This is a genomic window from Bdellovibrio sp. ArHS, assembly GCF_000786105.1.
GTDB lineage: Bacteria > Bdellovibrionota > Bdellovibrionia > Bdellovibrionales > Bdellovibrionaceae > Bdellovibrio.
The window spans coordinates 13,460-37,397 of record NZ_JTEV01000020.1; the positions used below are offsets into that span (position 1 = coordinate 13,460).

General features: G+C 47.2%; 25 protein-coding genes. 10 read left to right on the forward strand and 15 right to left on the reverse strand.

The features are described from left to right. Positions 1-95 precede the first annotated feature (95 nt). Together OM95_RS11490 and OM95_RS11495 are read left to right on the forward strand one after the other, a co-directional pair. Positions 96-557, forward strand: coding sequence for a MerC domain-containing protein (locus OM95_RS11490; RefSeq protein ID WP_291516207.1), 462 nt, complete (start codon positions 96-98; stop codon positions 555-557). 157 nt (positions 558-714) lie between these two features. After that, positions 715-1,092 (forward strand): high-potential iron-sulfur protein, encoded by a 378-nt coding sequence (locus tag OM95_RS11495; RefSeq protein ID WP_291516209.1) that lies wholly within the window; start codon positions 715-717, stop codon positions 1,090-1,092. A gap of 70 nt (positions 1,093-1,162) precedes the next feature. Here the strand turns inward: OM95_RS11495 and OM95_RS11500 are convergent, their stop codons facing one another. Further along, the gene (locus tag OM95_RS11500; protein WP_041873943.1) at positions 1,163-2,830 is read right to left on the reverse strand and encodes an AMP-binding protein; all 1,668 of its coding nucleotides are present in this window, start codon (positions 2,828-2,830) and stop codon (positions 1,163-1,165) included. Positions 2,831-3,006: 176 nt separating this feature from the next. Between OM95_RS11500 and OM95_RS11505 the strand changes: the two genes are divergently transcribed. Together OM95_RS11505 and OM95_RS11510 are read left to right on the forward strand one after the other, a co-directional pair. Beyond that, positions 3,007-4,158 (forward strand): hypothetical protein, encoded by a 1,152-nt coding sequence (locus tag OM95_RS11505; protein WP_291516211.1) that lies wholly within the window; start codon positions 3,007-3,009, stop codon positions 4,156-4,158. Continuing rightward, positions 4,148-4,618, forward strand: coding sequence for a peroxiredoxin (locus OM95_RS11510; RefSeq protein WP_041873945.1), 471 nt, complete (start codon positions 4,148-4,150; stop codon positions 4,616-4,618). The genes OM95_RS11505 and OM95_RS11510 overlap by 11 nt, the downstream gene beginning before the upstream one ends. Before the next feature lie 58 nt (positions 4,619-4,676). Here OM95_RS11510 and OM95_RS11515 read toward each other — a convergent pair whose 3' ends face one another. From OM95_RS11515 to OM95_RS11530, 4 genes are read right to left on the reverse strand one after another with little or no spacing between them, the layout of a single operon-like run. After that, a complete protein-coding gene (locus tag OM95_RS11515; RefSeq protein WP_041873947.1) occupies positions 4,677-5,756 on the reverse strand; it encodes a tryptophan 2,3-dioxygenase family protein in 1,080 nt (359 codons plus the stop codon). After that, positions 5,753-6,778, reverse strand: coding sequence for a low specificity L-threonine aldolase (locus OM95_RS11520; RefSeq protein ID WP_041873949.1), 1,026 nt, complete (start codon positions 6,776-6,778; stop codon positions 5,753-5,755). The genes OM95_RS11515 and OM95_RS11520 overlap by 4 nt, the downstream gene beginning before the upstream one ends. Before the next feature lie 3 nt (positions 6,779-6,781). Next, positions 6,782-7,741, reverse strand: a complete 960-nt coding sequence (locus OM95_RS11525; protein WP_041873952.1) for a formimidoylglutamase — start codon at positions 7,739-7,741, stop codon at positions 6,782-6,784. Continuing rightward, positions 7,741-8,331, reverse strand: a complete 591-nt coding sequence (locus tag OM95_RS11530) for a hypothetical protein (RefSeq protein WP_291516213.1) — start codon at positions 8,329-8,331, stop codon at positions 7,741-7,743. The genes OM95_RS11525 and OM95_RS11530 overlap by 1 nt, the downstream gene beginning before the upstream one ends. Before the next feature lie 155 nt (positions 8,332-8,486). On the opposite strand from OM95_RS11530, the gene OM95_RS11535 reads away from it, so the two are divergent. Further along, positions 8,487-9,323: a hypothetical protein gene (locus OM95_RS11535; protein ID WP_291516215.1), complete on the forward strand. Its 837-nt coding sequence runs from the start codon at positions 8,487-8,489 to the stop codon at positions 9,321-9,323. A 4-nt stretch (positions 9,324-9,327) separates the two neighbouring features. Here the strand turns inward: OM95_RS11535 and OM95_RS11540 are convergent, their stop codons facing one another. Next, the gene (locus OM95_RS11540) at positions 9,328-10,254 is read right to left on the reverse strand and encodes an HD domain-containing phosphohydrolase (RefSeq protein WP_041873955.1); all 927 of its coding nucleotides are present in this window, start codon (positions 10,252-10,254) and stop codon (positions 9,328-9,330) included. A gap of 34 nt (positions 10,255-10,288) precedes the next feature. Between OM95_RS11540 and OM95_RS11545 the strand changes: the two genes are divergently transcribed. Further along, positions 10,289-10,804, forward strand: a complete 516-nt coding sequence (locus OM95_RS11545) for a hypothetical protein (protein WP_041873956.1) — start codon at positions 10,289-10,291, stop codon at positions 10,802-10,804. Between the two features lie 20 nt (positions 10,805-10,824). Here OM95_RS11545 and queG read toward each other — a convergent pair whose 3' ends face one another. Next, entirely contained in the window at positions 10,825-11,877 is a 1,053-nt protein-coding gene (gene queG / locus OM95_RS11550) for a tRNA epoxyqueuosine(34) reductase QueG (RefSeq protein ID WP_041874130.1), read from the reverse strand. Positions 11,878-11,923: 46 nt separating this feature from the next. Between queG and OM95_RS11555 the strand changes: the two genes are divergently transcribed. Then, entirely contained in the window at positions 11,924-13,129 is a 1,206-nt protein-coding gene (locus OM95_RS11555) for a CCA tRNA nucleotidyltransferase (RefSeq protein ID WP_041873958.1), read from the forward strand. 2 nt (positions 13,130-13,131) lie between these two features. Beyond that, on the forward strand, positions 13,132-13,749 hold the full coding sequence (locus OM95_RS11560) for an RDD family protein (RefSeq protein ID WP_291516217.1): 618 nt from the start codon (positions 13,132-13,134) through the stop codon (positions 13,747-13,749). On the opposite strand, the gene OM95_RS11565 is transcribed toward OM95_RS11560, so the two are convergent. Genes OM95_RS11565 through OM95_RS11575 form a run of 3 tightly spaced genes read right to left on the reverse strand, consistent with a single transcriptional unit; the run spans position 13,750 to position 16,070 of the window. Beyond that, the gene (locus OM95_RS11565) at positions 13,750-15,129 is read right to left on the reverse strand and encodes an HD domain-containing phosphohydrolase (protein WP_041873960.1); all 1,380 of its coding nucleotides are present in this window, start codon (positions 15,127-15,129) and stop codon (positions 13,750-13,752) included. Further along, positions 15,129-15,629 carry a chemotaxis protein CheX gene (locus OM95_RS11570; RefSeq protein ID WP_041873962.1) on the reverse strand — a complete coding sequence of 167 codons (501 nt, stop codon included), beginning with the start codon at positions 15,627-15,629 and terminating at the stop codon, positions 15,129-15,131. Before OM95_RS11570 ends, OM95_RS11565 begins: the two co-directional genes overlap by 1 nt. A gap of 15 nt (positions 15,630-15,644) precedes the next feature. Continuing rightward, a complete protein-coding gene (locus OM95_RS11575) occupies positions 15,645-16,070 on the reverse strand; it encodes a response regulator (RefSeq protein ID WP_041873964.1) in 426 nt (141 codons plus the stop codon). 204 nt (positions 16,071-16,274) lie between these two features. Here OM95_RS11575 and OM95_RS11580 point away from each other — a divergent pair, with 204 nt between their 5' ends. Both OM95_RS11580 and OM95_RS11585 read left to right on the forward strand, forming a co-directional pair. Next, a complete protein-coding gene (locus OM95_RS11580) occupies positions 16,275-16,667 on the forward strand; it encodes a helix-turn-helix transcriptional regulator (protein WP_041873967.1) in 393 nt (130 codons plus the stop codon). 132 nt (positions 16,668-16,799) lie between these two features. Further along, entirely contained in the window at positions 16,800-17,231 is a 432-nt protein-coding gene (locus OM95_RS11585; protein WP_363228121.1) for an acyl-CoA thioesterase, read from the forward strand. Here OM95_RS11585 and OM95_RS11590 read toward each other — a convergent pair. From OM95_RS11590 to OM95_RS11610, 5 genes are all read right to left on the reverse strand, one after another. Continuing rightward, entirely contained in the window at positions 17,228-17,662 is a 435-nt protein-coding gene (locus OM95_RS11590; RefSeq protein ID WP_041873971.1) for a hypothetical protein, read from the reverse strand. The genes OM95_RS11585 and OM95_RS11590 overlap by 4 nt on opposite strands. Beyond that, entirely contained in the window at positions 17,650-18,762 is a 1,113-nt protein-coding gene (locus OM95_RS11595) for a hypothetical protein (RefSeq protein ID WP_291516219.1), read from the reverse strand. Before OM95_RS11595 ends, OM95_RS11590 begins: the two co-directional genes overlap by 13 nt. A gap of 146 nt (positions 18,763-18,908) precedes the next feature. Continuing rightward, on the reverse strand, positions 18,909-20,174 hold the full coding sequence (gene hflX / locus OM95_RS11600; protein WP_041873974.1) for a GTPase HflX: 1,266 nt from the start codon (positions 20,172-20,174) through the stop codon (positions 18,909-18,911). A gap of 85 nt (positions 20,175-20,259) precedes the next feature. Continuing rightward, a complete protein-coding gene (gene chrA, locus OM95_RS11605; RefSeq protein WP_041873977.1) occupies positions 20,260-21,363 on the reverse strand; it encodes a chromate efflux transporter in 1,104 nt (367 codons plus the stop codon). After that, positions 21,353-23,680, reverse strand: coding sequence for an NADP-dependent malic enzyme (locus OM95_RS11610; protein ID WP_291516220.1), 2,328 nt, complete (start codon positions 23,678-23,680; stop codon positions 21,353-21,355). Before OM95_RS11610 ends, chrA begins: the two co-directional genes overlap by 11 nt. Between the last annotated feature and the right edge of the window lie 258 nt (positions 23,681-23,938).

The window sequence follows — 23,938 nt, forward strand, 5'->3', positions numbered from 1 at the left end:
TCTTCATCTTTCTAAATTGAAATGCCCCGCATGGCAGATCCAGTTGACAGTAACTTGCATTTAGGTCAAAAGTAAATGACCAAAGGCGGTCTGAAGTGGATGAACAAATCACCCTTGATAAATCTATAAAAATTGATTCGTGTTGTGAAGTAGATCACTCTCAGCATGCATCATTTGAAGAAAAAACAGATCGCTGGGATAAGCTGGGAATCTTTCTTTCAAGTCTTTGTGCCCTTCACTGTTTAGTCACACCCTTGTTAGTCCTGTCTTTGCCGGTTTTAGGCGAGTTCTTTCACCAGGAATGGGTGCATTTGGTCATGGCTTTATTTGTCGTGCCTGTTGGTCTTTTTGCTTTTTGGTCTGGTTATAAGCACCACCAGCAAGGCAAGGTCTTTGCTTTGGGGGTTTTGGGGCTTGCGATGGTGGGTGGGGCTTCCTTGGTGCCGCATGAGTGGGTGGAAATCCACGAGCATGATGTGGTGACGATTCTAGGAAGTATCTTTTTGATCACGGCCCATATTCTCAACCGCCGCGCCTGCCTTTGTCATAAGCACTAAAAGTCCATCCTGGATTCTCGAGCCTCCTCGACCTCTGTCAACTGAAGGCGCGACCTTCTTAAGAGTGTGCAACATTATGTGGCGCACGGCGCATAGGTGTTGAAAACCAAATGAAAGCTAATATGATTGGATATTGCAAACCCCAATCGGAGGCAACATGATCGAGAACAAAATGAATCGTCGCGGTTTCTTTTCAACACTTATTAAAGTCACAGGTGTCGCAGTCATTGCACCTACAGTTTTGAATTCTGTTTTCTCTTCTGCAGCTCAGGCTCAGAAAAAACGTGGTGGCGCAGCTCCAGCCGCAGGTGGCGGTATGCCGATGCTAGATCCAAATGATTCTGTCGCTAAGGCAGTTAAATACGTCGAGGACTACAGAAAAGCTCCTGAAGCCAAAGGCAACCACTGTGCGACTTGCTCATTCTATGCGAAAAAAGAAACGAAAAATGGTAAAGAAGCCGGCACTTGCACTATCTTCGCAGGTAAACTTGTTTACGGAGAAGCATGGTGTGCTTCTTGGAATAAAAAAGCTTAGTTTTTAGCTGAAAGATTCCTAAATAAAAAAGGCCGACAATGTCGGCCTTTTTTATTTTTGCAAGAGCTTCTTAGGCTTTCACGGTATCGCGAAGCGCTCGGCGCAGAATTTTGCCGACGTTGGTTTTTGGAAGTTCGGTTCTGAATTCAACCAAACGGGGAGTTTTATAACCGGTCAGGCTTTTGCGAGCATGGGCGATCACTTCCTCTGCGGTAAGATTCGGATCTTTTTTCACGACGACTGCTTTGACGATTTCGCCCGAATGTTCATCAGGAACCCCGATCGCCGCCACTTCCAACACTCCGGGATGTGACGCAATCGCCTCTTCCACTTCATTCGGATAAACGTTGAAGCCGGAAACCAAAATCATGTCTTTCTTGCGGTCGACGATTTTAAAGAAACCTTGCTCATCCACGGTGGCGACATCGCCTGTACGTAGCCAGCCGTCGTTAAGAACTTTTTCAGTCTCTTCAGGTTTGTTCCAATATCCCGCCATCACTTGCGGGCCTTTGCAGCACAGCTCACCAGGTTCGCCCATGGCGACTTCCTGATCGTCATCATTTAAAAGCTTGATGTCCGTGCTAGGGAAGGGAAGACCGATGGTGCCGACCCTGTCTGTGCCGTCAATAGGGTTGCAGCACACAACCGGTGAAGCTTCTGTTAAGCCGTATCCTTCGACAATCACGGACTTGGTCAGTTCCATCCATTTTTCCGCTACGGCTTTTTGTAAAGTCATGGCGCCCGCGACACTGATTTTTACCTTTGAAAAATCAATCGTTGTGAACGCGGGATTATTCATCAAAGCGTTGAACAAGGTGTTAACACCGGCCAAGACGGTGAAAGGACTTTTTTTCATTTCTTTGATGAAGGCCGGGATGTCACGAGGATTTGTGATCAGGATGTTTTCCGCGCCATAACGCAGAAGTCCCAAACAGTTCAGAGTCAAAGCGAAGATGTGATACAGAGGAAGAGCGGCAACGGCGATCTCTTCGCCTTCGCGCAACTTCGGTTTCATCCAGTCACGGATTTGCAGAACGTTGGCAAGTACGTTGCGGTGAAGAAGCATCGCTCCTTTAGCCACACCTGTGGTGCCACCGGTGTACTGAAGGAAAGCGATGTCATCCAATGTTGTCGCGACTCTTTGAGAAGGTTTCATGGCCCCTAGTTCCAGCGCCTGGCGGAAGGTGTAAGCCTGAGGCAGATTGTAAGCGGGCACCATTTTTTTAATATACTTCACAACCGAGTTAACCAGAATTCTTTTGGGCGCCGGAAACATGTCGCCGATCTCGGTCACAACAACACTTTCAATCTGCGTGTCTCTCAGAATCTGTTCAAGTTGGCTTGCGTAGTTTGCAAGAATAACGACCGCCTTCGCCCCAGAGTCCTTGAACTGATGTTGCATTTCTTTTGCTGTGTAGAGAGGGTTTGTATTCACAATGGTAAGACCAGAGCGTAACGCGGCAAAAGCGATGACTGGAAATTGCAGAACATTGGGCATTTGAATGGCGATGCGATCGCCTTTTTTTAACTTCAATTCATTTTGCAGGAATGAAGCGAAAATCTGCACTTGGCGATCGAGTTCGGAAAAGGTGAGGCTGACTCCCATGTTGGTGAAAGCTTTCTTTTGGGAAAACAGGCGAATGGACTCTTCGTAAAGATCGAAAAGAGACGAATACTTCGTCACGTCGACTTCCGTAGAGACTTCTTTAGGGTAGTTTTTAAGCCAGATCTTTTCCATCTTTCCTCCAAGTTGCTAACAAGTCATTTCAAAACATCCAGAGTTTCCGCGGAGGTTTGACTCTGCAGGTTTTGAACTAACTTGTTTAAATGTGATCTTTCAAAGGATAGAGTAAAGATTCGAGATGGGTAAAGTAAATTCTTGTTTTCACTCGGCCTATTTGCAAAACTTAAATCATGCGCCTGGTTCGCTCATTGGCCCTTGGGGTCCTTTTTTTGGGTCTGGTTTCTTGTTTTTCCCGAGAGGAAAAGCCCGTCGCTGTAGTGCCTGCTGTTTCGGCTCCTCCGCAGAGAATGAAACCTACCAAAGTCGAAGAGACGAAGGATAAAAGCGTCCACGTATTTGCGCGTTATTTCGAGCAGGCAGACGCGATTCATCGGGAAGCTTGGTGGGTCCTCAACGATGAGCGCCGCCCGGTTGGTAAGTCGCCCTTTGGAAAGGTTCAAAGGGCTCTCTTGTCCTCACAAAACATCAAACTTTCAAATAAGTCCCTTTTCAGTTGCGACCGTTATTTAGTCCAGCGCGACGTTTTAGGTTTGAATGGTTTTCCCCAGAAGGCCGAAATTTTTGAAAAGTGCAGCGAGAAAGCACCGGCAAAGCGCATCGCCCAATTCTCAGCCCCGCATGACAAAGAGATTCAAGTCACTTTCTATCCGGAAAATCTGCAAGAAATTTTAGGAATTGGCTCGGCCATCTTAAACAAACCTATTCAATGCACCTTGCGTGGCAATGATAAAGAGCAACTGATTTCTTTGCACTGCAAGGAGTGGGCTCAGGATCGCAGCAAAGAGCAAATGGTGCGTCTGGATGTCTATGACTACCAAAAAGAAGGCCGCGATTTGATCAAGCTGCGAGGCAAGGTTTTCGAGAATCTTCGCGATATTCGAAAAATTGTCGCTGATATACCTATGGCAGGTAAGATTGAAGTCACCGAGACCGAGCTCTATGCCCCACCTGTAGAACCCACTCCCGTTCCTACACCGACGCCTTCGCCAGCGAAGACGCCCGTTAAGGCAGAACGTCCTGCCAATGCGCCCCCGCTAGAGCTTCCGCCGGAGGGAGAAGAGCCGGTGCATGTTCAAGAAAATGGCGAGCCCGTGGCGGACCCGCAAGAGCCAGCGGCGTTAACGCCGTTGCCCGGATCGCCAGAGCAACCGGTCTTCGCAGTTCCGGCAGCGCGAGAGGTGGTGGACCCGGACGTCATGATGCAAAGAGAAGTGCATCAACAGGGCGGGCCTGTTATGGATGTAGAACCTCATCCTGAAAACCCGACAGAGTCGGAAAATGTGGAAGGTGTAGAGCCTCAAGGAGTGCCCCATGGCCGCTAAAGTTCAAATGGGAAAAAAAGTTCCCAATTTTAAAATTCCTTCTTCCAACGGAGAAGTACTATCCTTTTCCAGTTTGAAAGGAAAAAAAGTTGTCCTTTATTTTTATCCGAAAGACAGCACACCAGGTTGCACGACTGAGGGCATTGAATTTAATGAACTTTTGCCTCAGTTTAAAAAACAAAATGCCGTTGTTTTTGGTGTTTCCCGCGACAGCTTAAAGTCACATGATAAGTTTATCTGTAAATACGATTTTAAGTTCGATCTTCTTTCTGATGAAAATGAAGAGATCTGTCAGCTTTTTGATGTGATCAAAGAAAAGAACATGTACGGAAAAAAAGTCATGGGAATTGAGCGCAGCACTTTTGTGATCGACGAAGAACAAAAATTGGTCGGTGAATTTCGCAAGATCAAGGCGCAAGGTCACGCGGCTGAAATGTTAAAGTTTATTAAAGAACTGTAAACGGATTCAGCCATAAATACATAAAAAGAGGCGATGGTTTCGCCTCTTTTTTTATTTCTTAATAATGAAAGTTCATTCGGTCCGCCATGGATTGCGGCAGTGGTGGAACTTTTGAACGAGGAATAAAGAAGGTTGTAAGATTGAAGAAGTCGCCGAAGATCTTGTGCTTCGCCGTCGCGTCTGCCAGATATTTATGTCCCGTAGATCCGCCAGTTCCGATTTTTTGTCCCAGCATTCGCATCGCCATTAAAGCGTGACGATAGCGCCAGGTTGTCATGGTCTCGTCAATATCCAACAGGGCCCGAATGATGCGGAAAGGAGTCTGCAGGGCGGGTTGATCGCGATAAATCTGTATCAATAAAGCAGCATGCATTCCTTTGTAGCTCAGGCGGAATTGGCCTTCTTTGCGAAGCTGCTCAAAGGCCGTTTCGTCAAACAAAGCATCAAAGCTTTTGAGCGCGGCTTGCAAGCCTTCCAGATTTTTCTTTTTGTCTTCTTCGCTCAGGCGAGTGTTGTTTTTTACCGTTTCCATGTCTTCCTGAAACATGGTTGCAACCGCTTGTTTATAAGAATCCCAAAAGTTGAAGTTTTCCCCTTGAAGAAAGGGTGTTCTTTCCAGCCATTTTTCGACGGCATCGTATAAAGAAGGTTGGCTTAAAACATTCTGCATTTCGGCCTGTTGCGATTCATTCAAGGATTTGTAAAACGGGGCCTGATTGTAAGAAAGACGGTCGTCCATACGCAGGCCCAGCTTGGTCTCTAAAAGGCGCCATTGGAAGCTTTGAAAGCCTGAAGCCGGGTACAGCATGTCGCGGAAATCCAGAAAATCCAAAGGCGTCATGGTTTCCAGAATGTCGACGTGGCCGATGATCATTTTCAAGATAGCGACGGATCTTTCCAGACGGGCACTCATAAGTCCCATATCGGTTTCAGCGACTTTGGATTTTTTGAAAATTTCCAAGACGGAATCCAATTCAAAAAGCACCTGTTTGAACCACAATTCATAAGCTTGGTGAGTGATGATGAAAAGCATTTCATCGTGTGCGGGCTTCCCGTACTCTTCACTTTTGCGGTGTTGAGAGGACAAAAGAGGATCCAGACCTAAATAGCCATGATAGTGCACCGGTGGGTATTTCATTTCGCAAGCTCCTTTAAAAGTTCTACAAAACCGTCGATATCTTCTTTTTGCGTATCCCAGGACGTCATCCAACGACATTCAAACGTGTTTTCGTCCCACACGTAGAAGAAATACTTTTCGCGCAGGGGTTTGACCCAAGTGCTGGGGATCGTCGCAAAGACCGCATTACTTTGGGGGATCTCGCGCACCCGAACTTGGGGGATGTTACGAACGGACTCGTAGAGATACAAGGCCATATTGTACGAGTGCTCGGCAATATCTTTCCACAAGTTGTCGTTGAGATAAGTCTGAAACTGACAGGCGATGAAGCGTGTCTTTGAGGGCAGTTGCATGCTTTGTTTGCGCAGATACTTGAAGTCTTGCGCTAGATCCTTGTTGAGGAACACGACCGCTTCACCCATCATCAGGCCATTTTTTGTGCCGCCGAAAGAAACCACGTCCACACCTAAATCTGTCGTGAATTCTTTAAAGGATTTATTTAAATAAGCGGCAGCATTGGCAATGCGCGCCCCATCCATATGGACGTAGAGTTTTTTATTTTTTGCCCACGCAATTAAAACTCGCAGTTCATCCAGGCTGTAGGTGGTACCTAATTCCGTAGGCTGAGTAATACTAAGTACCTGCGCTTGCGAAAAATGTTGATCCCCGCGACGAATGAAAGCCTTGTCTAAATTTTCGACTTTCATCTTTCCATTTTCTGTCGGAATCGGAATCAGCTTGGCGCCGGTCAGCAGTTCCGGAGCCCCGCACTCATCCACATTGATGTGCGACACATCGGCACATAAGACAGAGTGATAGGGCCGAGTCAGCGCGCGCAGAGCTGTGACGTTGGCGGCTGTGCCATTGAAAACGAAAAAAACTTGGCTGTCTTTTCCGAAATGCTGACGGAAGCTGTTGTTGGCCTGCTCGGTCCACTCGTCAGTTCCATAAGAAGGGGCGTGCTCGGAATTAGCTTTTATTAAAGATTCAAAAATCCGCGGATGAATGCCGGCGTGGTTATCACTGCCAAAACCGCGTTTCATAAGTTACGCCTTTTGCAGAGTCGCAAAAATAAAATTATGAATTAACAACGCTGCTAGTTTGCTAGTCCGGTTGTCCTGATCCAAAGGGGGAGAGACTTCGTAAATGCCGATGCCACAGACTTGAAACTCGCGGATCAAATAAAGAAAGCTCTCTAAAAAATCTTTCGTGAAAAGCCCTGTGGTCCAAGACTGACTGCATCCCGGCGCTTCATTGGACGTGAAGGCGTCGATGTCGATGCTTAGAAAGACTTTCTTTTTCTCTTTGCCTTTCATAAAGCTTTGCAGAACAGGTTGCAGGCCTTGTTGATTAATTTGGTCCAACGTGAAAACGGCGGCCCCTTTGTCCTGAGCCCAGCGAATGTGTGCCTGGCTGTTGCATTGATTTTGAATGCCGACTTCCGCAAAGTCTACGTGTCCGGAGAACTCAGAAAGTACACGATGAAAAGGGGTGCCAGAGTTGAAGCCTTTATCTGTCGGGCGCACATCCATATGAGCGTCGAAATTAATCAGAACGGCATTGTCTTTATGAGCATCCAGAAAGCCGGCGCCGTCGCAGTAGCCATAGTCGTGACCACCGCCCAACGAAATCCACGGTTTGTTGTTTTCAGCTAAAAAGCGGGTTGTTTGGCGGGCTTTTTCATGGCGTTCGGCCAAGGGTTTTTCCTTGTCGACCAGGTCACCCAAATCGAGAATTTTTGGCAGGCGAGAACTGCTCAGGTGAGGAGTCATTTTATAAAGGTAGGAGCGCACCAGAGTCGGCGCGACCTGCGCCCCTGGACGGCCACCATTTAAAGCAATGCCTTCATCATCCGGATATCCCAGAATGGCAAAATCATAGTCTAATGAGGAAATCTCTTGCAGTGGGCCTTTGGGGAAAAGCTGGACGCATTCGCCAAGACGTGGATCTTCTTTATCATTTTTCGTGAAAAGAAGATGTTTGTCGATGGAATGGAACCAGCTCATTATTTCAGTTTACCCCATTTGGAAAGGCGTAGGGTTTTGACGATATCGCCATTTTCAGAATCATAGATTCTCATCGTCGCATTGTTCTTGTTGAAAAAGATCGTCGCAAACAAGGTGCTGGTGCTATCAGAAAGGAAAAGAACCCACTCTTTCCCATCAGAAGGTGTCAGGCTATAACGGTAAGTGATCGGATCTATCTGAGACAAATCTTTTCCGTTTTGGAAATCCTTCATGTTGATCGGATAAAAGCTGAGCGAATTAAAATCACTGACGGTGATGATGCCTTCTTGAGTGTACCAGTAGCCAAGAAGTTTTTTAAGCCCAACGTAGTCAACGCTTTCAATGCTGGCAATGCAGGTCTCAGTATCAAGCAGACCCGACGCCGTTAAAGTGTCGCCAGTGGAAAGCTTGCGCACGCTCATTGCCGCATCTTCAGATTTAGTTTCAACAGTGAATACCTTGCATTTTTGATCTGTGTTTACAGATAAGTAAACACCCGTGGAATCTCGATAGACAGTTCCACCGATAGGTTGAACTGCAAGAGCCAAAGAGGTGGCAGCAAGGCTGAGGACGAAAAGCAAAAATCTCATGCCCCACCTTGTTTCATGGCTCGAAAACTCGGTCAATAGTATTCCGACTCCAGTTATTGACCAGTTGAGTCAAATGCCTATTTGAAAAGCAATTTTCAGGATTTAGGCGGGCGGAAAACTTGCCCCTATGATCTTAGACACATAAGATAATATTAATGTCTAAAGAAACCACACCTGAGATTCTTAGTTTCCCCTTGCGCGGTGAATGGCCGAAGGACGAAATTCTGTTCATTCGGGATGTGGATGTTGTGGGGGTGGGGGCCGTTCGTCGCCATCAATTAGAGGAATTGCAGAAAGTAAAAAAGCTTATTCTGCAAACTTACGAAAACCGTATCCCTTCCTCTGTTCATTCAATTTATCAAGCTGAACTTTTAAGAACTTTGCAATGGCTTCGTCCGCTGAAAACGGAAGCGGGGACTGCATTTGATTTTCTTAAAGAACAAGAAGCTCTTTTTTCGCGACTGTTCCCCTTAACCAAGCAGAGCCTGGGGATGACAGCGGCTCGGGTGTGCAAGAATTATCTGGAAGAGATGGAGTGGAGCAGTTGGCTGTTGCAGGATCACTGGCGCTATTTTGTCGGCTTCCTGAAACAGAAATTTCCGGAGCAAAAAGAATTGGGCGAGGTCGCGCATTGGGAGTGGGTGCAAGCTTGGATTGAAATTCAGCCCTTCGAGCTGAGTGGCATGGAACCTGGCGTGATTGCGGTGAATCCCAGTCTGCAAACGGTGACGCTGACGCAATTTAATTCCGTCTTACAGCGCGATTCTGGTGTTTATGCTTTTGTCTTTAGCGCGTCGCAGAGTGTGGTGCGTGAAAGGCGCCTTGATATTTATGAGGCTCAGCTTATTGATCTTTTGCACGAGGACCGAAAGTTTTCCCGCGCTCAGCTGGTGCAGATGGCGTCCCTCAGTGCGGTGTCTCCGCCGCTATCGCCCCAAGAATGGGAAACAAAAGTCTCTGCTCTTGCCGATAGCGACGTTATCATACTTTGATAGTCTATAAGCCTCGCAAAATATCATTCAACATCTGCAAGTGTTGAAGCGGATGTTTGCCCACGTGGTCGATCATCAATTTTTTAGCAGCTTCGGCCTTGGGAACGCCTTCAAAAGTGATCAGGCGATCCATGGCATTCGCGGAAGAGACGATGACCGCCAACGGGTCCATCTCTTTTTCGCGCATTCCTTTGGGGCCTGCGCCGTTAATGGTTTCTTCATGTTGCGCGATGATATTAATCACCGTTTGATCGAAGTGCTTCTTGTCCTGAACTTTCTGAGCACCTTCCGTCGGGTGTCGATTCCAAAGATTTTTATCTTCGGCACTCATTTTATCCAAAGGCTGATTCAGGTTCAGAGGCGAGTTGTGATGGCCATAATCATGCAACAAAGCTCCTAAGGTTAGAAGCTGCGTCTTTTTGGGGTCGTTGACGCCTAGCTTTTGTGCCAAAGCAATGGAAAGCGTAGATACCGTCACACCGTGATGGGCAATGTTTTTATCCGTGTTTTCCATGTTCATGATCGTTTGGGTTGCATGGGCATTGCTCATAATGAAATTGACATACTTGCCGGCGGCGTCCTTGGCGTAATTATAAGATTCCACGTTGTCGGGATTTTCAAAAACCTCTTCCGTGTTGCTCTGTTGTGAGCCCTGAATGATCTCCGCCCGGGTTTGAATGTCTTTATTAGAGGAATTGTCATAAGCCATCTCAATATTTTTTTGCAGATAGCTGCGATAAGAGATTTCTTCGTCGGTTAAAATGTACATTTTACGAAGCTTCTTGTCCTTGAGTCGCTGCAGACGGTCCCCTTCGAAGCTGTCACCACGACGAAGGTAGAGAATCATCTTGTCATTGATTTTAACGTAAGCGTTGAAATCGATCTTTTGATCACCGCGCAGGGTGCTTACGCGAATAGAAACATAATCCATTGCCTCTGTATCCTTCGATTGTTATCGTGAGTTGATGTCGATTGATAAAGAAATTGTAGAAGATTTTGTTGGCGAGTCAAAGACCTTGATTGAAGAGTTGTTAGACCTTCTCGAAAGTATTGAAGGTGACTTTTCGCAAGTGACAAAACTGGCCGATTACGGAAACAACGTGGACCGCATCATGGGTGGGGCAAAGAGTTTGGCGATGATGGTACCTTCAGATCATCCGCTGCACATGATTTCTGACTATGCCGCGCTTTGCAAAGCAGTCGGCTATAAGGCTTCGCAAATCACCGACAACGAACAGTTTTTCGATGTCTGCGTGGCGCTGTTGTTGGACGCCACAGAAACTCTGGAAACTCTTCTAGAGAATATTTTTGAAGACGGAAAAACGGTGCGGGAAAAAATCCCACCGGCTTTCATCGAGCGCCTGCGTTGGGTGTCTAATCAGTTCAGCGAAGAATATTCTATGAGCGTAGGCACGGGCATGGCGGAAAAGAAACTAAAACAGACAGAAATCGACGATCTTTTAAAGAAACTAGGTCTTTGATTCGAGGATCACTTCAATCTTCAATTGGAAGTTAAACAACTCAGAGTCCAGGCGGCCAGTTCCCCCAGTTTTTCATGGGCTAAAAGTTCACTCACTTCAGGCTTCAGTTGCGCCAGTTTGCGATTGGCAGCCACGATCAGGGCATTTCTTTTTAAACCAAAAGAACCCGCTCGAGCCAGCGGCGTTCCCAGAAAATCTTTCGTCAGTTTTTTTCCAGAGCTGGTTAAAATATAACGTAAATCCTCAATGAGAGCCTCGGTTTGCGAGGCGTCCAAATTCAAACTGGTTTCGATCTGCAATTCTCCTTTGAAAACCTTTTGATTCCAGGGGCAAACAGTTTGGCAAAGGTCGCAGCCGAAGAACCAGTCGCCGATTTTTTCCCGCAGTTCGGGAGCCGGCACCTGGCGCGACTCGATCGTCAGATAGGAAATGCATTTTCGCGCATCCATCTTGCGCGGCTCAAGAAGAGCCTGAGTGGGGCAGATGTCGATGCAGCGGCGGCATTTGCCACAAAAATCCGGCAAGGGTTCGATGGCGGTTTTTAGGGCGAGAGATGTGTATATTTCCCCGATAAAAAACAAGCTGCCTTTTTTAGGGTGAATCAGGCAGGTATTTTTGCCGACCCAACCCAGGCCCGCTCGTTGGGCTAAATCTCTTTCTAAAACGGGACTGCTGTCGGTGAACGGTAAAAATTCTTCATCAGGAAAAACCTCCTGAAGTTTTTTGCACAGTTCGGCCATGCGGGCCTTGAACCAAAAATGATAATCCATTCCTTGCGCATACAGACTGACCCGAGCTTGGCGCAACGGGAAGTCCGTTTTCTTTTCGGGGTGAGGGTAATAGGGAATGGCAAAGACCAGGGCACTGCGGGCTCGGGGCCATTTCGTGGTGGGGATTTCTTTGATCGGAGCATGATCTTCAAGGTATTTCATGTCGCCATGAAGACCCTCTTTCAGCCATTCCAGATAATAGTCAAAACTTAAAGGTTTGCTTAAAGACGTGAAGCCGAAATGGGAAAATCCCAATTCTTGCAACGTTCCTTCAATTAGCGAGGTCATCTCCTGTGGCGTCACGAACAAACTCTTTCTTTCAAGGGCTTCTTTCCTTTACACTATCCCAATGTCGCAAGTTCAGCTTCAGTTGGAATCTCATCCCCATTGGCCCGCAGTGAATGCAATTTATCACAAGTTGCAGTCGGCTGGCTACAAAGCCTTTTTGGCGGGTGGCTGTGTTCGGGACGCTCTTTTGGGGGTTCCGGCCAATGATTTGGATGTGGCCACGAATGCGACTCCGGATCAAATCGAAGTTCTTTTTGATAAAACCGTGAATGTGGGAAAGGCCTTCGGGGTGATGCGAGTGCTTGTCGCTGGGGCTGACATTGAGGTCGCGACCTTCCGTACTGACGGCGATTACGGGGATGGGCGTCGTCCTGATTATGTGCAATTTTCTTCGCCTCAAGAAGACGCGCAACGCCGGGATTTTACCGTCAACGCACTTTTTTATGATTTAGTAGCCCAGAAAGTTTTGGACTTTGTCGAGGGTGAAAAAGATTTGCGGCTACGAGTGATCCGCACGGTCGGCGATGCGGAAAAACGTTTTCAAGAAGATCATTTAAGATTGCTTCGTGCGGCTCGATTTGTGGCGCAACTGGATTTTTCTTTGGATTCAAAGACCTCAGCGGCCATTGAAAAAATGGCGCCTCTTGTGAAAACTGTCAGTGGTGAGCGTTTGCGGGATGAGATGGGGAAGCTGCTAAAATCCCCAGCCGCCAGCAAGGGATTGCAAATCATGCAAACCACGGGACTCTTGCAAGAACTCTTTCCCTTCAGGTTGCGGGACAACTCTTGGGTGCATAACTACGAAGCCAAAGACGCCTGGCAATTGTTAGCTCTTTTTCTGCGTAAAGCCCCGCGCGAAGATTTAGGCCGAGCTATTCAGCTTTTGCGTCTTTCTGTTAAGGAACAACGAGCTATTCAAAAAGCCTGGGAACTGTGGCAAAGCCCAGAGTTGTTTTTTAAAAGAAGACGAGGTGAGCAGCTGCAATCCTTGGTCGAACCCGGGAATTTATTTGCTTTAAAAGTTTTATTGACCGAGCAGAAGTTGGCCGAAGAAATTCAAAGCCTTTTGAATGATTGGGGGGCTTGGAACTTTACGTTGCCGAAACCCTTTCTTAATGGGGAAGATTTGTTAGGAAAGCTTTCTGGAAAACATATCGGACTGTGTTTGGCCGAAGCTTTTAATGAACAACTTGAGCGCCAGTTGGAGTCCCGTGACAAGGCTTTGCTCTGGCTACAGAACTATTTGCAACGAAACGCTAAAGGATAATCATGGACAGTGTTTATGTGCCAAGTACCATTCGCCGTTTGATCGCGCATGCGATTGATCAAGTCGTGCGGTTGATTTTCTATATTCCCTTTTTAAAGCCGTTCTTTTTATTGATTTTTACCGACGATCAGGTGCCGGTCTCTTTCTTTACTCTGGCTCTTTTGTTTCTTATTCCGGCGATCTATGAATTTATTTTTTTAGTAGTCATGCAGGCGACCCCGGGTAAGTGGTTCATGGGTTTGAAGGTCGTGCCTTTTTCCAATCCGAAAGAAGCTTTGGATTGGCGCCAGTGTGTGCTTCGTCCTTTGACCGAGCGCCTGACATTCTTTTTTTCCTGGGCCCTTTATGCGCTCGCGTTTTTCCGCTACGATCGCACGCATTTGGCGGATTGGGTGGCCGAGACCCGCGTGGTGCAATTTAAGCCCCGCGTGACTCGCGCTCAGATTCGTTGGATAACGGGAAGTCTTTTGGTGTTCCTTTATGTCTATGAGGGGTTGGTGTCCTCTGCCGCCGTTTTGCGCGTGATGGATTGGCAGAATAAGCGGGTAGATCTGCGCGATATCGTCGCTACTGAATACATGGAAGACATGACCGACTATATGCCCGAGCCCGAGGAATAGTTAGCCTTTAAATTTTTTGAAAATCGATGTGGTCATTAATAAATCCAGGTCGCCGTTGCCACTCAGAGCGTTTTCTTTGAGCTGGGCAATTGCCTGGAGTGGAGTCGTCCCCTGGCGATTCTCCAGGAGCGAAGTCATCTCGTGAAAACGATAGGCCAATGCCATCAGTTTTCCGAAGTCTGAAATGTCTTCGGCTTTGAGTTTTTTGGGGAAGCCAGTGCCGGCACTGTTTTCGCGGTGCTGGCCAATAGCCTCTGAAATTTCTTGAGGCAAAGGAACTTTTTTTGCCTTCACCATATTCACCGAACGTTCGGGATAAAAGCGATAGGCTTGAAGTTCTTCGTCAGAGTAGGCTTTCACAGGTTTGTCGCCAACAGTGGGGGGCAGTTGCGACAGGCCGATATTATGCAATAGACCGGCGATGGCGGCGCTTTCTCTTTTTTCCACCGACCAACCCAGCAGTTGAGCGAAATAAGCAGCATAGGCCGATAGGCAGATACAGTCATGATAAAGGGTTCTGTTGTTCCCCGTAAAACGAAAGATTTCGTCGAAGATCGCCGAGGCTTCGAGATCTTTCGTCAGTTCGAAATCCGCGATGATGGCTCGGCATCTTTCAAGAATCATTTTGCCTTCAGAATAATCTGTCGGCGCGCCATTTAAAAATTGCGCCATGATTTCATAAATAGCTCTTTTTGAGCGATGAAACTTTTCTGTCATTGACACTGGAAAGGGGACATTGCGCAAGCTCATGACCGTGCGGGCATATTCAAAGAACGCCTTCATCTGGGTCTTTTTAATATACATTTGCTGTTTTAGAGCTTTGAATTTTTCCAGGTGTTTTTCGTCGACCACATCTCCCGCGCGGCGCATGCAGACAGAGCGATGGTTGGCGGGAAGGTGGACGTAAACGTCGAAATTAATATTCACGTCCGCTTCCATGTCGCGCAAATCCACCGGCATCAAAGAGGTGATGGGGATGTTTTCGCCGTCCATTTCGACCGGGGCTAGGCGCAAAATAACGTCGGAAATAAACTCGCGGTCAAAATTGATGTGCATGATTTCATCGGCGCCATTCTTTTTGACGATATTGAAATCCAAAGGTGCCGCAGATGAATGCAAAACAATCACCTGGCTGTCAGGGTAATTCATTTTTGTGGATTGCACCCACTCATTGGTTTTTGCAGTGCCATCTTGTCCATCGATCAACGCCAAGACGGGTGTGAAGGTGTCGGAGGTGGTCTCTAAGGCTTCATCAATACTGCGAAAGTGTTTGAGCTGGTAAGGGTAGTAACCTTTCAGGATTGTTTTTACTGTTTCCCAGAAGGAGTCGCGGGGACTCCCTATGAGAACATCAACAGTAGAACCTGAATTGGGTTTCATTATTGAACCGTTATCTCCACATAGAATGTAGAGCCGTTGGTGAGGTTAAAAGGAATCACCAGGGTCGCGCCTTTGTCAGCGTGACTGATTTTAAAGTCTCCGGAGATGACCGTCGGAATCGCCATTTCGAAGTTGTATCCCAACTGGTTCAACGTCGTCTTCGCCGATCCATAAATCATGTTCGTCATCTCACCGACAGCGTCAGACACTTCGCCGTTAATCGCCGTGTACTTTTCGCCCAGCATGTTTTCCAGGATGTGGAAGATGCTGTCTTTGCCGTAAGAGATAAGAAGCGTTCCTTTAAGAGGAGGAGCGACCATGCCCACCATACCTGCAATTTCACCTTTCAATACGAACTGGGGTTCGATGAAGGGTTTGCCAGGAGTGGCGTCTGTTTGGGCCATGGTTTTTAGAGTTTTAATAACCCCATCCACAAACGCATTGATAAGACGTTTGTCGAAAAGGGGATTGAGTGTTTCCACTTTGGGTGCTGCCGACATTTAATTCTCCAACTCTTAGGAAGCTTTCGCTTGTGAAGAAGGGTTGTGTTTCGCCCAAACGCGTTCCATCTTGCCTTTAAGAGTCGCTGAGTTGAAAGGTTTTACAACGTAATCAGACACGCCTGCTTTGGCAGCTTCCAGGATGTGCTTTTGTTCAGACTCTGCGGTGACTAGCATGAAGGGGGTCGACTTAAAGCGAGGATCTGCTTTGCAGGCCTTCAAAAGGTCGATGCCTTGCATACCTGGCATATTCCAGTCAGAGATAATGAAGCCATAAGGCTGTCCCGCATCATTTGCGGCCTGGATCATTGGCAGGGCTGTTTTACCATCGTCGGCTTCCTCGACGTTTGTGTAACCTAGCTCATTTAGCACTTTTTTAATGATTTTTCGCATAGTTGCGAAGTCATCGACGACCAAAAACTTTGTATTTGTGGGAAACATAATATCTCCTGAAAAGGTGAAACCCTGTAAAATCACCATACATATCGGTCTAGTTTTTTAAAACTAGAGTCCAAACCTATTGCGAATTCTAAAATTTGTTGTCAGACTTTATTACAGGTGGTCGTGCTACTTTTTGGACATGAGTCCTGGGTAGCGTAAAAGGTTTAGACGGATTTAAAAACAATTTAGCGGGAGGGAGCAAGGATGCTCAGAGATGTCCTCATTCAAAAAGGTCTTTCAAACAGAGAGGCAGAAGTTGCTGAACTTGTTTCAAAGGGCTTGTCCAACAAGGAAGTTGCGAATCAGCTTTTTGTTACTGAAAAAACAGTAAAATTTCACCTCACAAACATTTATAAAAAAATGAATGTTAAGTCTCGTGCACAGTTGATCGTATGGTGCTTACCTCACCTTGGTTTTGTTGAGAGCGAAGTTCGCGCTGAAAGCAATAACCAAAGTGCAGCTGCAGCGACTGCATTCAATAACAATGCAACTCAAACGATCCCAGCAGGATCTGCGACAGTTGCAGGTACTACAACTCTTCCAGGTGGCGGATTGAACCGTGGTGGTAATTCCGACATCGGTATGGGTGGAATCTAATCTTAATTGATTAGGATTTCAAAGAGCGCAGGGGGTAAGGACGTTTGTCTGGACCGACCTGCGCTTTGTTTTTTTTCAGAAGGGAACTTTGCTTTGAAAAATGCCAAACCCGTTTCCGCTTCACAAGTCATCATGACTCAACTCGTTTTACCTCAACATACAAATTCTTTAGGGACTATCTTTGGTGGTACGATCATGTCTTGGATCGACATCGCTGCAGCAATCGCAGCGCAAAGACATTCTAATAAAGAAGTTGTGACCGCCAGTATTGATCGCCTGGATTTTGTTGCGCCCGTCTATAAAGGCTGGGTTGTGAATTTGAAAGCAAGTGTCAACTACACCTCAAGAACCTCTATGGAGGTGGGCGTGCGGGTGGATGCGGAAAATCCCAAAACGGGCGAAACCTTTCACACAGCTTCGGCCTATTGCACTTTCGTGGCGTTGGGTTCAAATGGCAAGCCGACGGAAATTCCGGCTCTGACCTTAGAGACAGACGAAGATCGCCGCCGTTTCGAGGCCGCTCAAAGCCGTCGTGAGTATCGCTTAAAGCAAAAGGTGAACTAATTTTTCGAATTCTTGCAAAGAACGTCAATCCAGCGCAAGGCTTCTTGCGCTGTTTTTGTTTGCGGAGAGCTCTCGGGACGTCCCAGGCTGTCGCCCGTAAGAACGAATTGTCTTTTTAGGTCGCACTCTTTTGCACGTACAGATTTTTTATTGAGCAATTCAAAGGCGGGCTCCAGGGTGCTAAAAAGCAGCGAGACTTCTTTTTCGTCAGTCTTTGCTTCCGCCGGATTTTCCTTTTCGTACTGATCCAGTGAGGCTTGAAAAGAGCTCTGTAAGTTCTTTAAATATTTTTGTTTTTCCGTGAAATTGGCAGCTGCAGTGGCCTTTTTTAGAAGCGCCTCTGACTCGGCATAAAAATCCGCGGTGCTTTTGTTTTTTGCAAAAGCAGAGAATGACAGAGTCCAAGTCAGCAGAAGGATTATTCGACGCATGTGTTGCCTTTCTTGTCATGATTGCTGTAGGGCTCTTCTTTGAGATGGCCTAACAGCTCAAGCATCTTTTCTTCTGTCTGATTGACATAGCCACTGTTTTTTAAAATTTTAGTTTTCACATCTTCGGGATTGGATTTGTCGGAAAGTCGGAAGTTCCTGAGCATTGCCAAAGACTGCGCCGGGCCTCCGGGGCCGTAGGCGACCAAAGTGAAATAGTTCAACAGATCGTTGTTCTTGGCCATCACAGGAGAGCGTTTTTCCATGGCAGGGCGAATGACGTCGTCTCGCATATAAACGTAGTAACCCAGGGCATAGATAAGGTTGCGAGCAAGGCCTTCACCAGGACTGACCCACGTGCAGTAGTTTTTCGGTGAGCCTGGCAACGGTGGCGCCGTTTCATCTTCGTTTTTTAGGATTTCGGCAAACGGGGCGCAGGACGGATTTGAACTATTTAAAACACCTTCAAGAATATGTTTGGCATTTCCTTCGTGCAGAGTTTTGCCTTTTTTCCAGCCGGCGATTTCTTTGACCGGATCAGAAGTGAGTTGACCAATACCCACGCCGCCGCTGTAGGCGACAAAAAAATTGAAGGCCGTTTCATTGTTGATCTTTTTCAGAATAAAGCGGCTGTCGATGGGGTCGCGACCGGTCGACATGCAATTGATGGCTTTATTTAAGGCGAACTGAAGGAAGTTAACCACCTTTTGATTTAAACAAGGAGCTGAGGCGCCGGAGTTTTCGAAAGCTTCTTTTTTTGTTCCATTGCAGGTGTAACCTGTATTGCCGACGTCTCTTTGCAGGGAAGCCTCAATGCAAGAGCGTTTGATCTTTTGCGTCTTGGTGGCTTCCGCCACGACTTGTTGTATCTGATTGGTTAGTGCTTCCACCTGACCAGGTTTGGCGCTGGCGCAACGAGCGCAATAGCCGGCCATACTCGCGTTCGGAAAACCGTTGGTGCTCGCCAGATAGTCTAAAGTGAGAGGGTCCTTGGCCTTTTCAAAGGCGTTATTGATAGTCTGGCTTTGTGCCCCTTTAATTCCTTGTTTATCATTGATGCACGCTTGCTGGGCAAAGGTCTTGCCAGTAAAGAAAATCATCATGAAGAGGAAATAGAAGAAAGGTCTCACCTTGGCCTTATCGGTGAGACTCCCTGAATATTAAGAAAAAAGTGAGGCGACGCAAAGGCTCTTGGTCTAGGCGTTGGCTCTATTTGCTCCGGGAGTTTCTCCGTAAAAAAAAGCCAAGCCTATTTTACCAGGTATTCCTTCCAGCGGTTCAGGAGTGAAGGAGTCAGTTGCGTGTAACAAACCGTTCCCTCGGTTGCGGTCTCTTTACGAGTGATCTGAGCTTCGCGTCCCAAATCAAAGATCTTGTATTCCTCTGAGCGAGGGAAGTACAGCTGCACATCTGTTTGCATCTCGCTGACAGTTTGGGCCATCAATTTTTTCAGTTGTTCAATGCCTTGACCTGTCAGTGCGCTGACGAAAACACGAGGGTAGTGTTTTACTCTAAACTGTCGCTCTAAAGGGGCGACATCGCACTTGTTATAGACGTGGATGATTTTTTTATCTTGCCAGTTGAACTCTTTAACCAGGGCTTCCACGACCTCAATCTGCCTTTCCATGTTTGGCGAAGAAAGATCGATGACGTGAAGTAGAACATCAGCGTCAGAAGACTCTTCAAGTGTTGCTTTAAAAGCCTCAATCAATTGAGTTGGCAGTTTGCGAATAAATCCCACCGTGTCGGTCACAACACCAGGAGGTCCATCCGGCAAAAAGATTTTGCGGGTCGTGGGGTCCAAAGTGGCAAACACCTGATTTTTCGCCATGACCTGCGCACCGGTTAAACGATTTAGCAAAGAGCTTTTGCCAGAGTTCGTGTAACCGATAAGCGCAAAAGAGGGGATCTCATGTCGACGTCGGGATTGTCTGTGTTGGGCACGATTTTTCCGGACGCCTTCCAGTTTCTTCTTGATGATGGCCACACGTTCGCGGATGCGACGGCGGTCGTTTTCCAGAGCCGTTTCACCAGGACCTCGAGTTCCGATACCACCGCCTTGACGTGATAAGGATTCCAACCAGGCGCCGACCATGCGGGGCATCTGATCTAGCAACTGTGCAAGCTCCACTTGAAGTTTTCCTTCGAAGGTTTGCGCACGTTGAGCAAAGATATCCAGAATCAATTGATTGCGATCAATCACCCGGGCCTTCATCACTTGGGCTAAGTTACGCTGTTGCACGCCGGAAAGCTGATGATCCATGACGACGATATTGGCGCGACTGTCGCGCACCATTTCGGCCACTTCCTCGACCTTACCGGAACCGATCAGCGTCGCGGGATTCCATTGTGGCAGGACTTGAATAATAGAACCTACGACTTCACCACCAGCGGCTGAAACCAGTTCCTCAAGTTCCAATAGATTTTCTTTAATTTCACTAAGAGGTTCGGTCTTTAAGCCGACACCGATGACGATAACTCTATCTTGGGCAGAGACATGGGCTTGATTAGTCAATTAAAACAATCCTCCCTGAAGTATGTCACTCCTGTTCCTGGAGTTCCTAGACTTAAGAGTAGCATATTCATCACTGCCGACAAAGTTAAATTTTGCTGAAAAAATAGGATAAAGATCCGCCCAACAAAATAAAAACCGGGCTGGGTATTTTAGTTTTGGTAAGAGCAAGAAAGCCCGCGAAGGCAAGCAGGGTAAGTGAAACACTCGTAAAAACATCTCGACTAAGGACTATCAAGGTGTGAGTGAGAAGGCCCAGCGAACCCACCACAACACCGTTCAGAATCAGGCGTAAAGTGAGGGAAGACTGAAGCTTCGAATAAAAGGGAATGGTTAGTGCGACAAAGAAAAAGGCGGGAAGAAAAATCCCGATTGTCGCCACCACCGCGCCGGAAAAGCCATCCGTCAGATATCCCAGAAAGGTGGCGGTCGTGAAGACCGGGCCCGGAGTAAATTGGCCGACCAGGATTCCATCCAGCAATTGCGTTTCCGTGATCCAGCCGCGTTTTTCGATCAGCTCGGTTTTCAGAAAACTCAGCAAGACGTAGCCGCTGCCAAAAAGAACTGAACCTATTTTTAGAAACACCCAAAAAAGACTGCCAAGTTCATGGCTGTGAAAAGAGGGACGACGAGAGATAAAAAGAGAGATAAGGCCACAATTGAAGAGGATCAGGATTTCCGAGAAACCGCGCGTTCTCATGTACAAAGCGGCAATAAAAATAAAAGCAAGTAGGACGTGATTCTTTTCTTTCCAAAAAGCCGCGGTGAAAAAATCCGTTCCCTTTTCAAGGGCGAAAGTGCTTTTTAAAAAACGCAGAAGTGCCAGAAATATAACAGAAATAACAATGGATTTAGCGCCTAAAAGAAAGCTCTGCAGATCCGGAAGGTTTGAATACTTCTGATAAAGAAACGCCAATGACAGGACGATGAGAAAGGCGGGAAGAATGAAGCAAAAGCCCGCAATAAAGAAACCTTTCCATCCCGCACGAGAATAGCCGATATGAATTGCCATTTCGGTTGAGTTGGGACCCGGAATAAGTTGCGTCAGTCCCAGCAGATCCAAAAAGTTTTCGCGGGTCAGCCATTGGCGACGATGGACGAATTCCTCTTCCATCATCGCAATGTGTGCAGCGGGACCACCAAAGGAGGTGGCCCCTAAGCGCAGGAAAAGCCAGACTAAGCTATTTGCCACGAGTCTTTAGAACTTCTTTGATGAACTGGGCTTCCAAAGCCGTGAAGACCACGGAGTTGACGATGCCATCCACTGTTGTTGTTCTTTGTAATACGTTGGCAGAACGTCGGATGCCCGTCAGGAAAGGTCCAATCACTTCCACTTTGCCCACCTGTTGGATCAACTTGTAAGCGATGTTTGAAGATTCCAAATTCGGGAAGACTAGAACGTTGGCGCCGCCTTTTAAATCAGAGAATGGGAAAAGTCTTTCCATGATCTCGGGATTCACAGCGGTGTCTGCTTGCATGTCCCCATCCACCATGATGCCAGGGCGTAGTTTTTTTACTAAAGCCGCCGCTTGTTTCATCTTGTTCGGCGATCCCGCAGAGCCACTGAAATTCGAGTAGCTTAGCATGGCGACGCGAGGTTCAATACCGAAGTATTCAACGATTTTCGCTGCCTGAATCGCAATCTGTGCACATTGTTCGGCCGTAGGGTCCAGATTTACGGTGGTGTCGGCTAGAACTAAAAACTTATCTTCTAGCAGAATAAAATTCAAGCCCGCTGGGACGCCATTTTGGAAGACACCGATGGTCTGCAAGATCGGACGAACGGCGTCGGCATAATTGATCGACGCTCCGGTGACCATGCCGTCGGCATCACCCATGTGCACCATCATCGCAGCAAAGTAATTAGGTTCCGCCATTAGGCGTTCAGCCTCGCGCAGATTGATGCCTTTACGTTGTCTTAGAGCATAAAGCTTTTCCACATAAGCATAATATTTTGGATAGCTTGAAGGATGAATGACCGGCACGTTTTTCAATGCCGGGATGTCCAAGGCGCTAATCTTTTCTTTCACGCGCTCGGGGTAACCCAAAAGAATCGGTTGGCAGATTTTTTCTTCCACCAGTACTGACAAGGCTTTTAATACTTTTGAGCTTGTGCCCTCAGGGAATACGATTTTTGGAAGCTCTCCTCCCGCGGCCGCTGTATTTTGATGAACGCGGTTGATCGCTGAACGAATGAAAATTTTCGAAGGGCCTTGAAGAGCCTCAAGGGAATTGCGGTATTCATCCCAATCTTCAATGTTTTTCGTTGCGACACCTGTGTCCATCGCTGCTTTTGCCACTTGCGGAGCCACCCACAACAATACCCGCGTATCAAAAGGTTTTGGAATCAGGTATTCACGACCGAATTTGAAGCTCTTACCGCCATAAGTGGCAGAGACATTATCAGGTACATCTTCACGTGCAAGTTTCGCCAGCGCATGGACCGCCGCTAACTTCATAGCCTCATTAATCTGAGTTGAACGTGTATCTAAAGCGCCCCGGAAAATAGAGGGGAAGCCTAAAACGTTATTCACCTGATTAGGATAGTCAGAGCGTCCGGTTGCGATGATCGCATCGGGACGAGCCAAGCGGGCTTTGTCTGGTGTGATTTCGGGCTCTGGATTGGCCATGGCGAAGATAATAGGATCTTTGGCCATGTCTTTGAGCATTTCAGGAGTCAAGGCGCCAGCGACAGAAAGGCCGACAACAACGTCAGCTCCTTTAAGTGCTTCGCTCAGGGTGCGTGCTTCTGTTTCAGAGGCGAAAAATTCTTTATATTTGTTCATGCCATTGGTGCGACCTTTGTAGATCACACCTTGAGAGTCACACATGATGATGTTTTCGCGACGGGCCCCCAGGGCGATAAAGATCTTCGCGCAAGAGTTTGCTGAAGCGCCCGCGCCGTTAACGACGATGCGGATGTCTTGCATTTTCCGACCCGTGATTTCACAGGCATTGAGAAGCGCGGCTCCCGACACAATCGCCGTTCCGTGCTGGTCATCATGGAACACGGGGATTTTCATTTCTTTTTTCAGGCGCTCTTCGATTTCAAAACACTCTGGGGCTTTGATGTCCTCAAGATTGATACCGCCGAAAGTGGGTTCCAAAACGCGAATGGCGTTGCAGAATTCGTTCACATCTTTGGTATTCACTTCGATATCAAAAACATCGATGCCGGCAAATTGTTTAAACAGAATTCCTTTGCCTTCCATGACGGGTTTTCCCGCCAAGGGACCGATGTCCCCAAGACCCAAAACAGCAGTGCCGTTGGAAATCACCGCGACCAGATTTCCTTTCGCGGTGTAGTCGTAAACCTTAGCAGGATCTTTGGCGATGGCTTTACAGGGGGCTGCAACACCCGGAGAGTAGGCCAGGGACAAATCTTTTTCGGTCATGCAGGGTTTTGAAGAAATGACTTCAATTTTACCTGGCTTCCCCATCTGATGATAATGAAGGGCTTCCTGATCCAAGTTGTTGGTGTTGGCCTTTGTTTCTGTTTTTGTATCCAAAGATACTTCCTTTCCTGCCTGTGTATAGCTGTTAAGCAGGAGCTTTCTTTTTCGAAAATTTATCAACCCTTTTCAAGGGTTAGAGAAAGTCCTGCGACAAGTGCCATTACTCTACAGAGGGGGGTGGGAAGGGTCAATGTATCGAGGCTTTGGCGCATGGGGTAATCCCCGCCGCAGAGGCCCGATCTTTTTGGTCCAGATGATCTTTCCTCATCTTTAGAGCTTCAGGTCTATTTCTATTCTCTTTTTCAAGCTGGG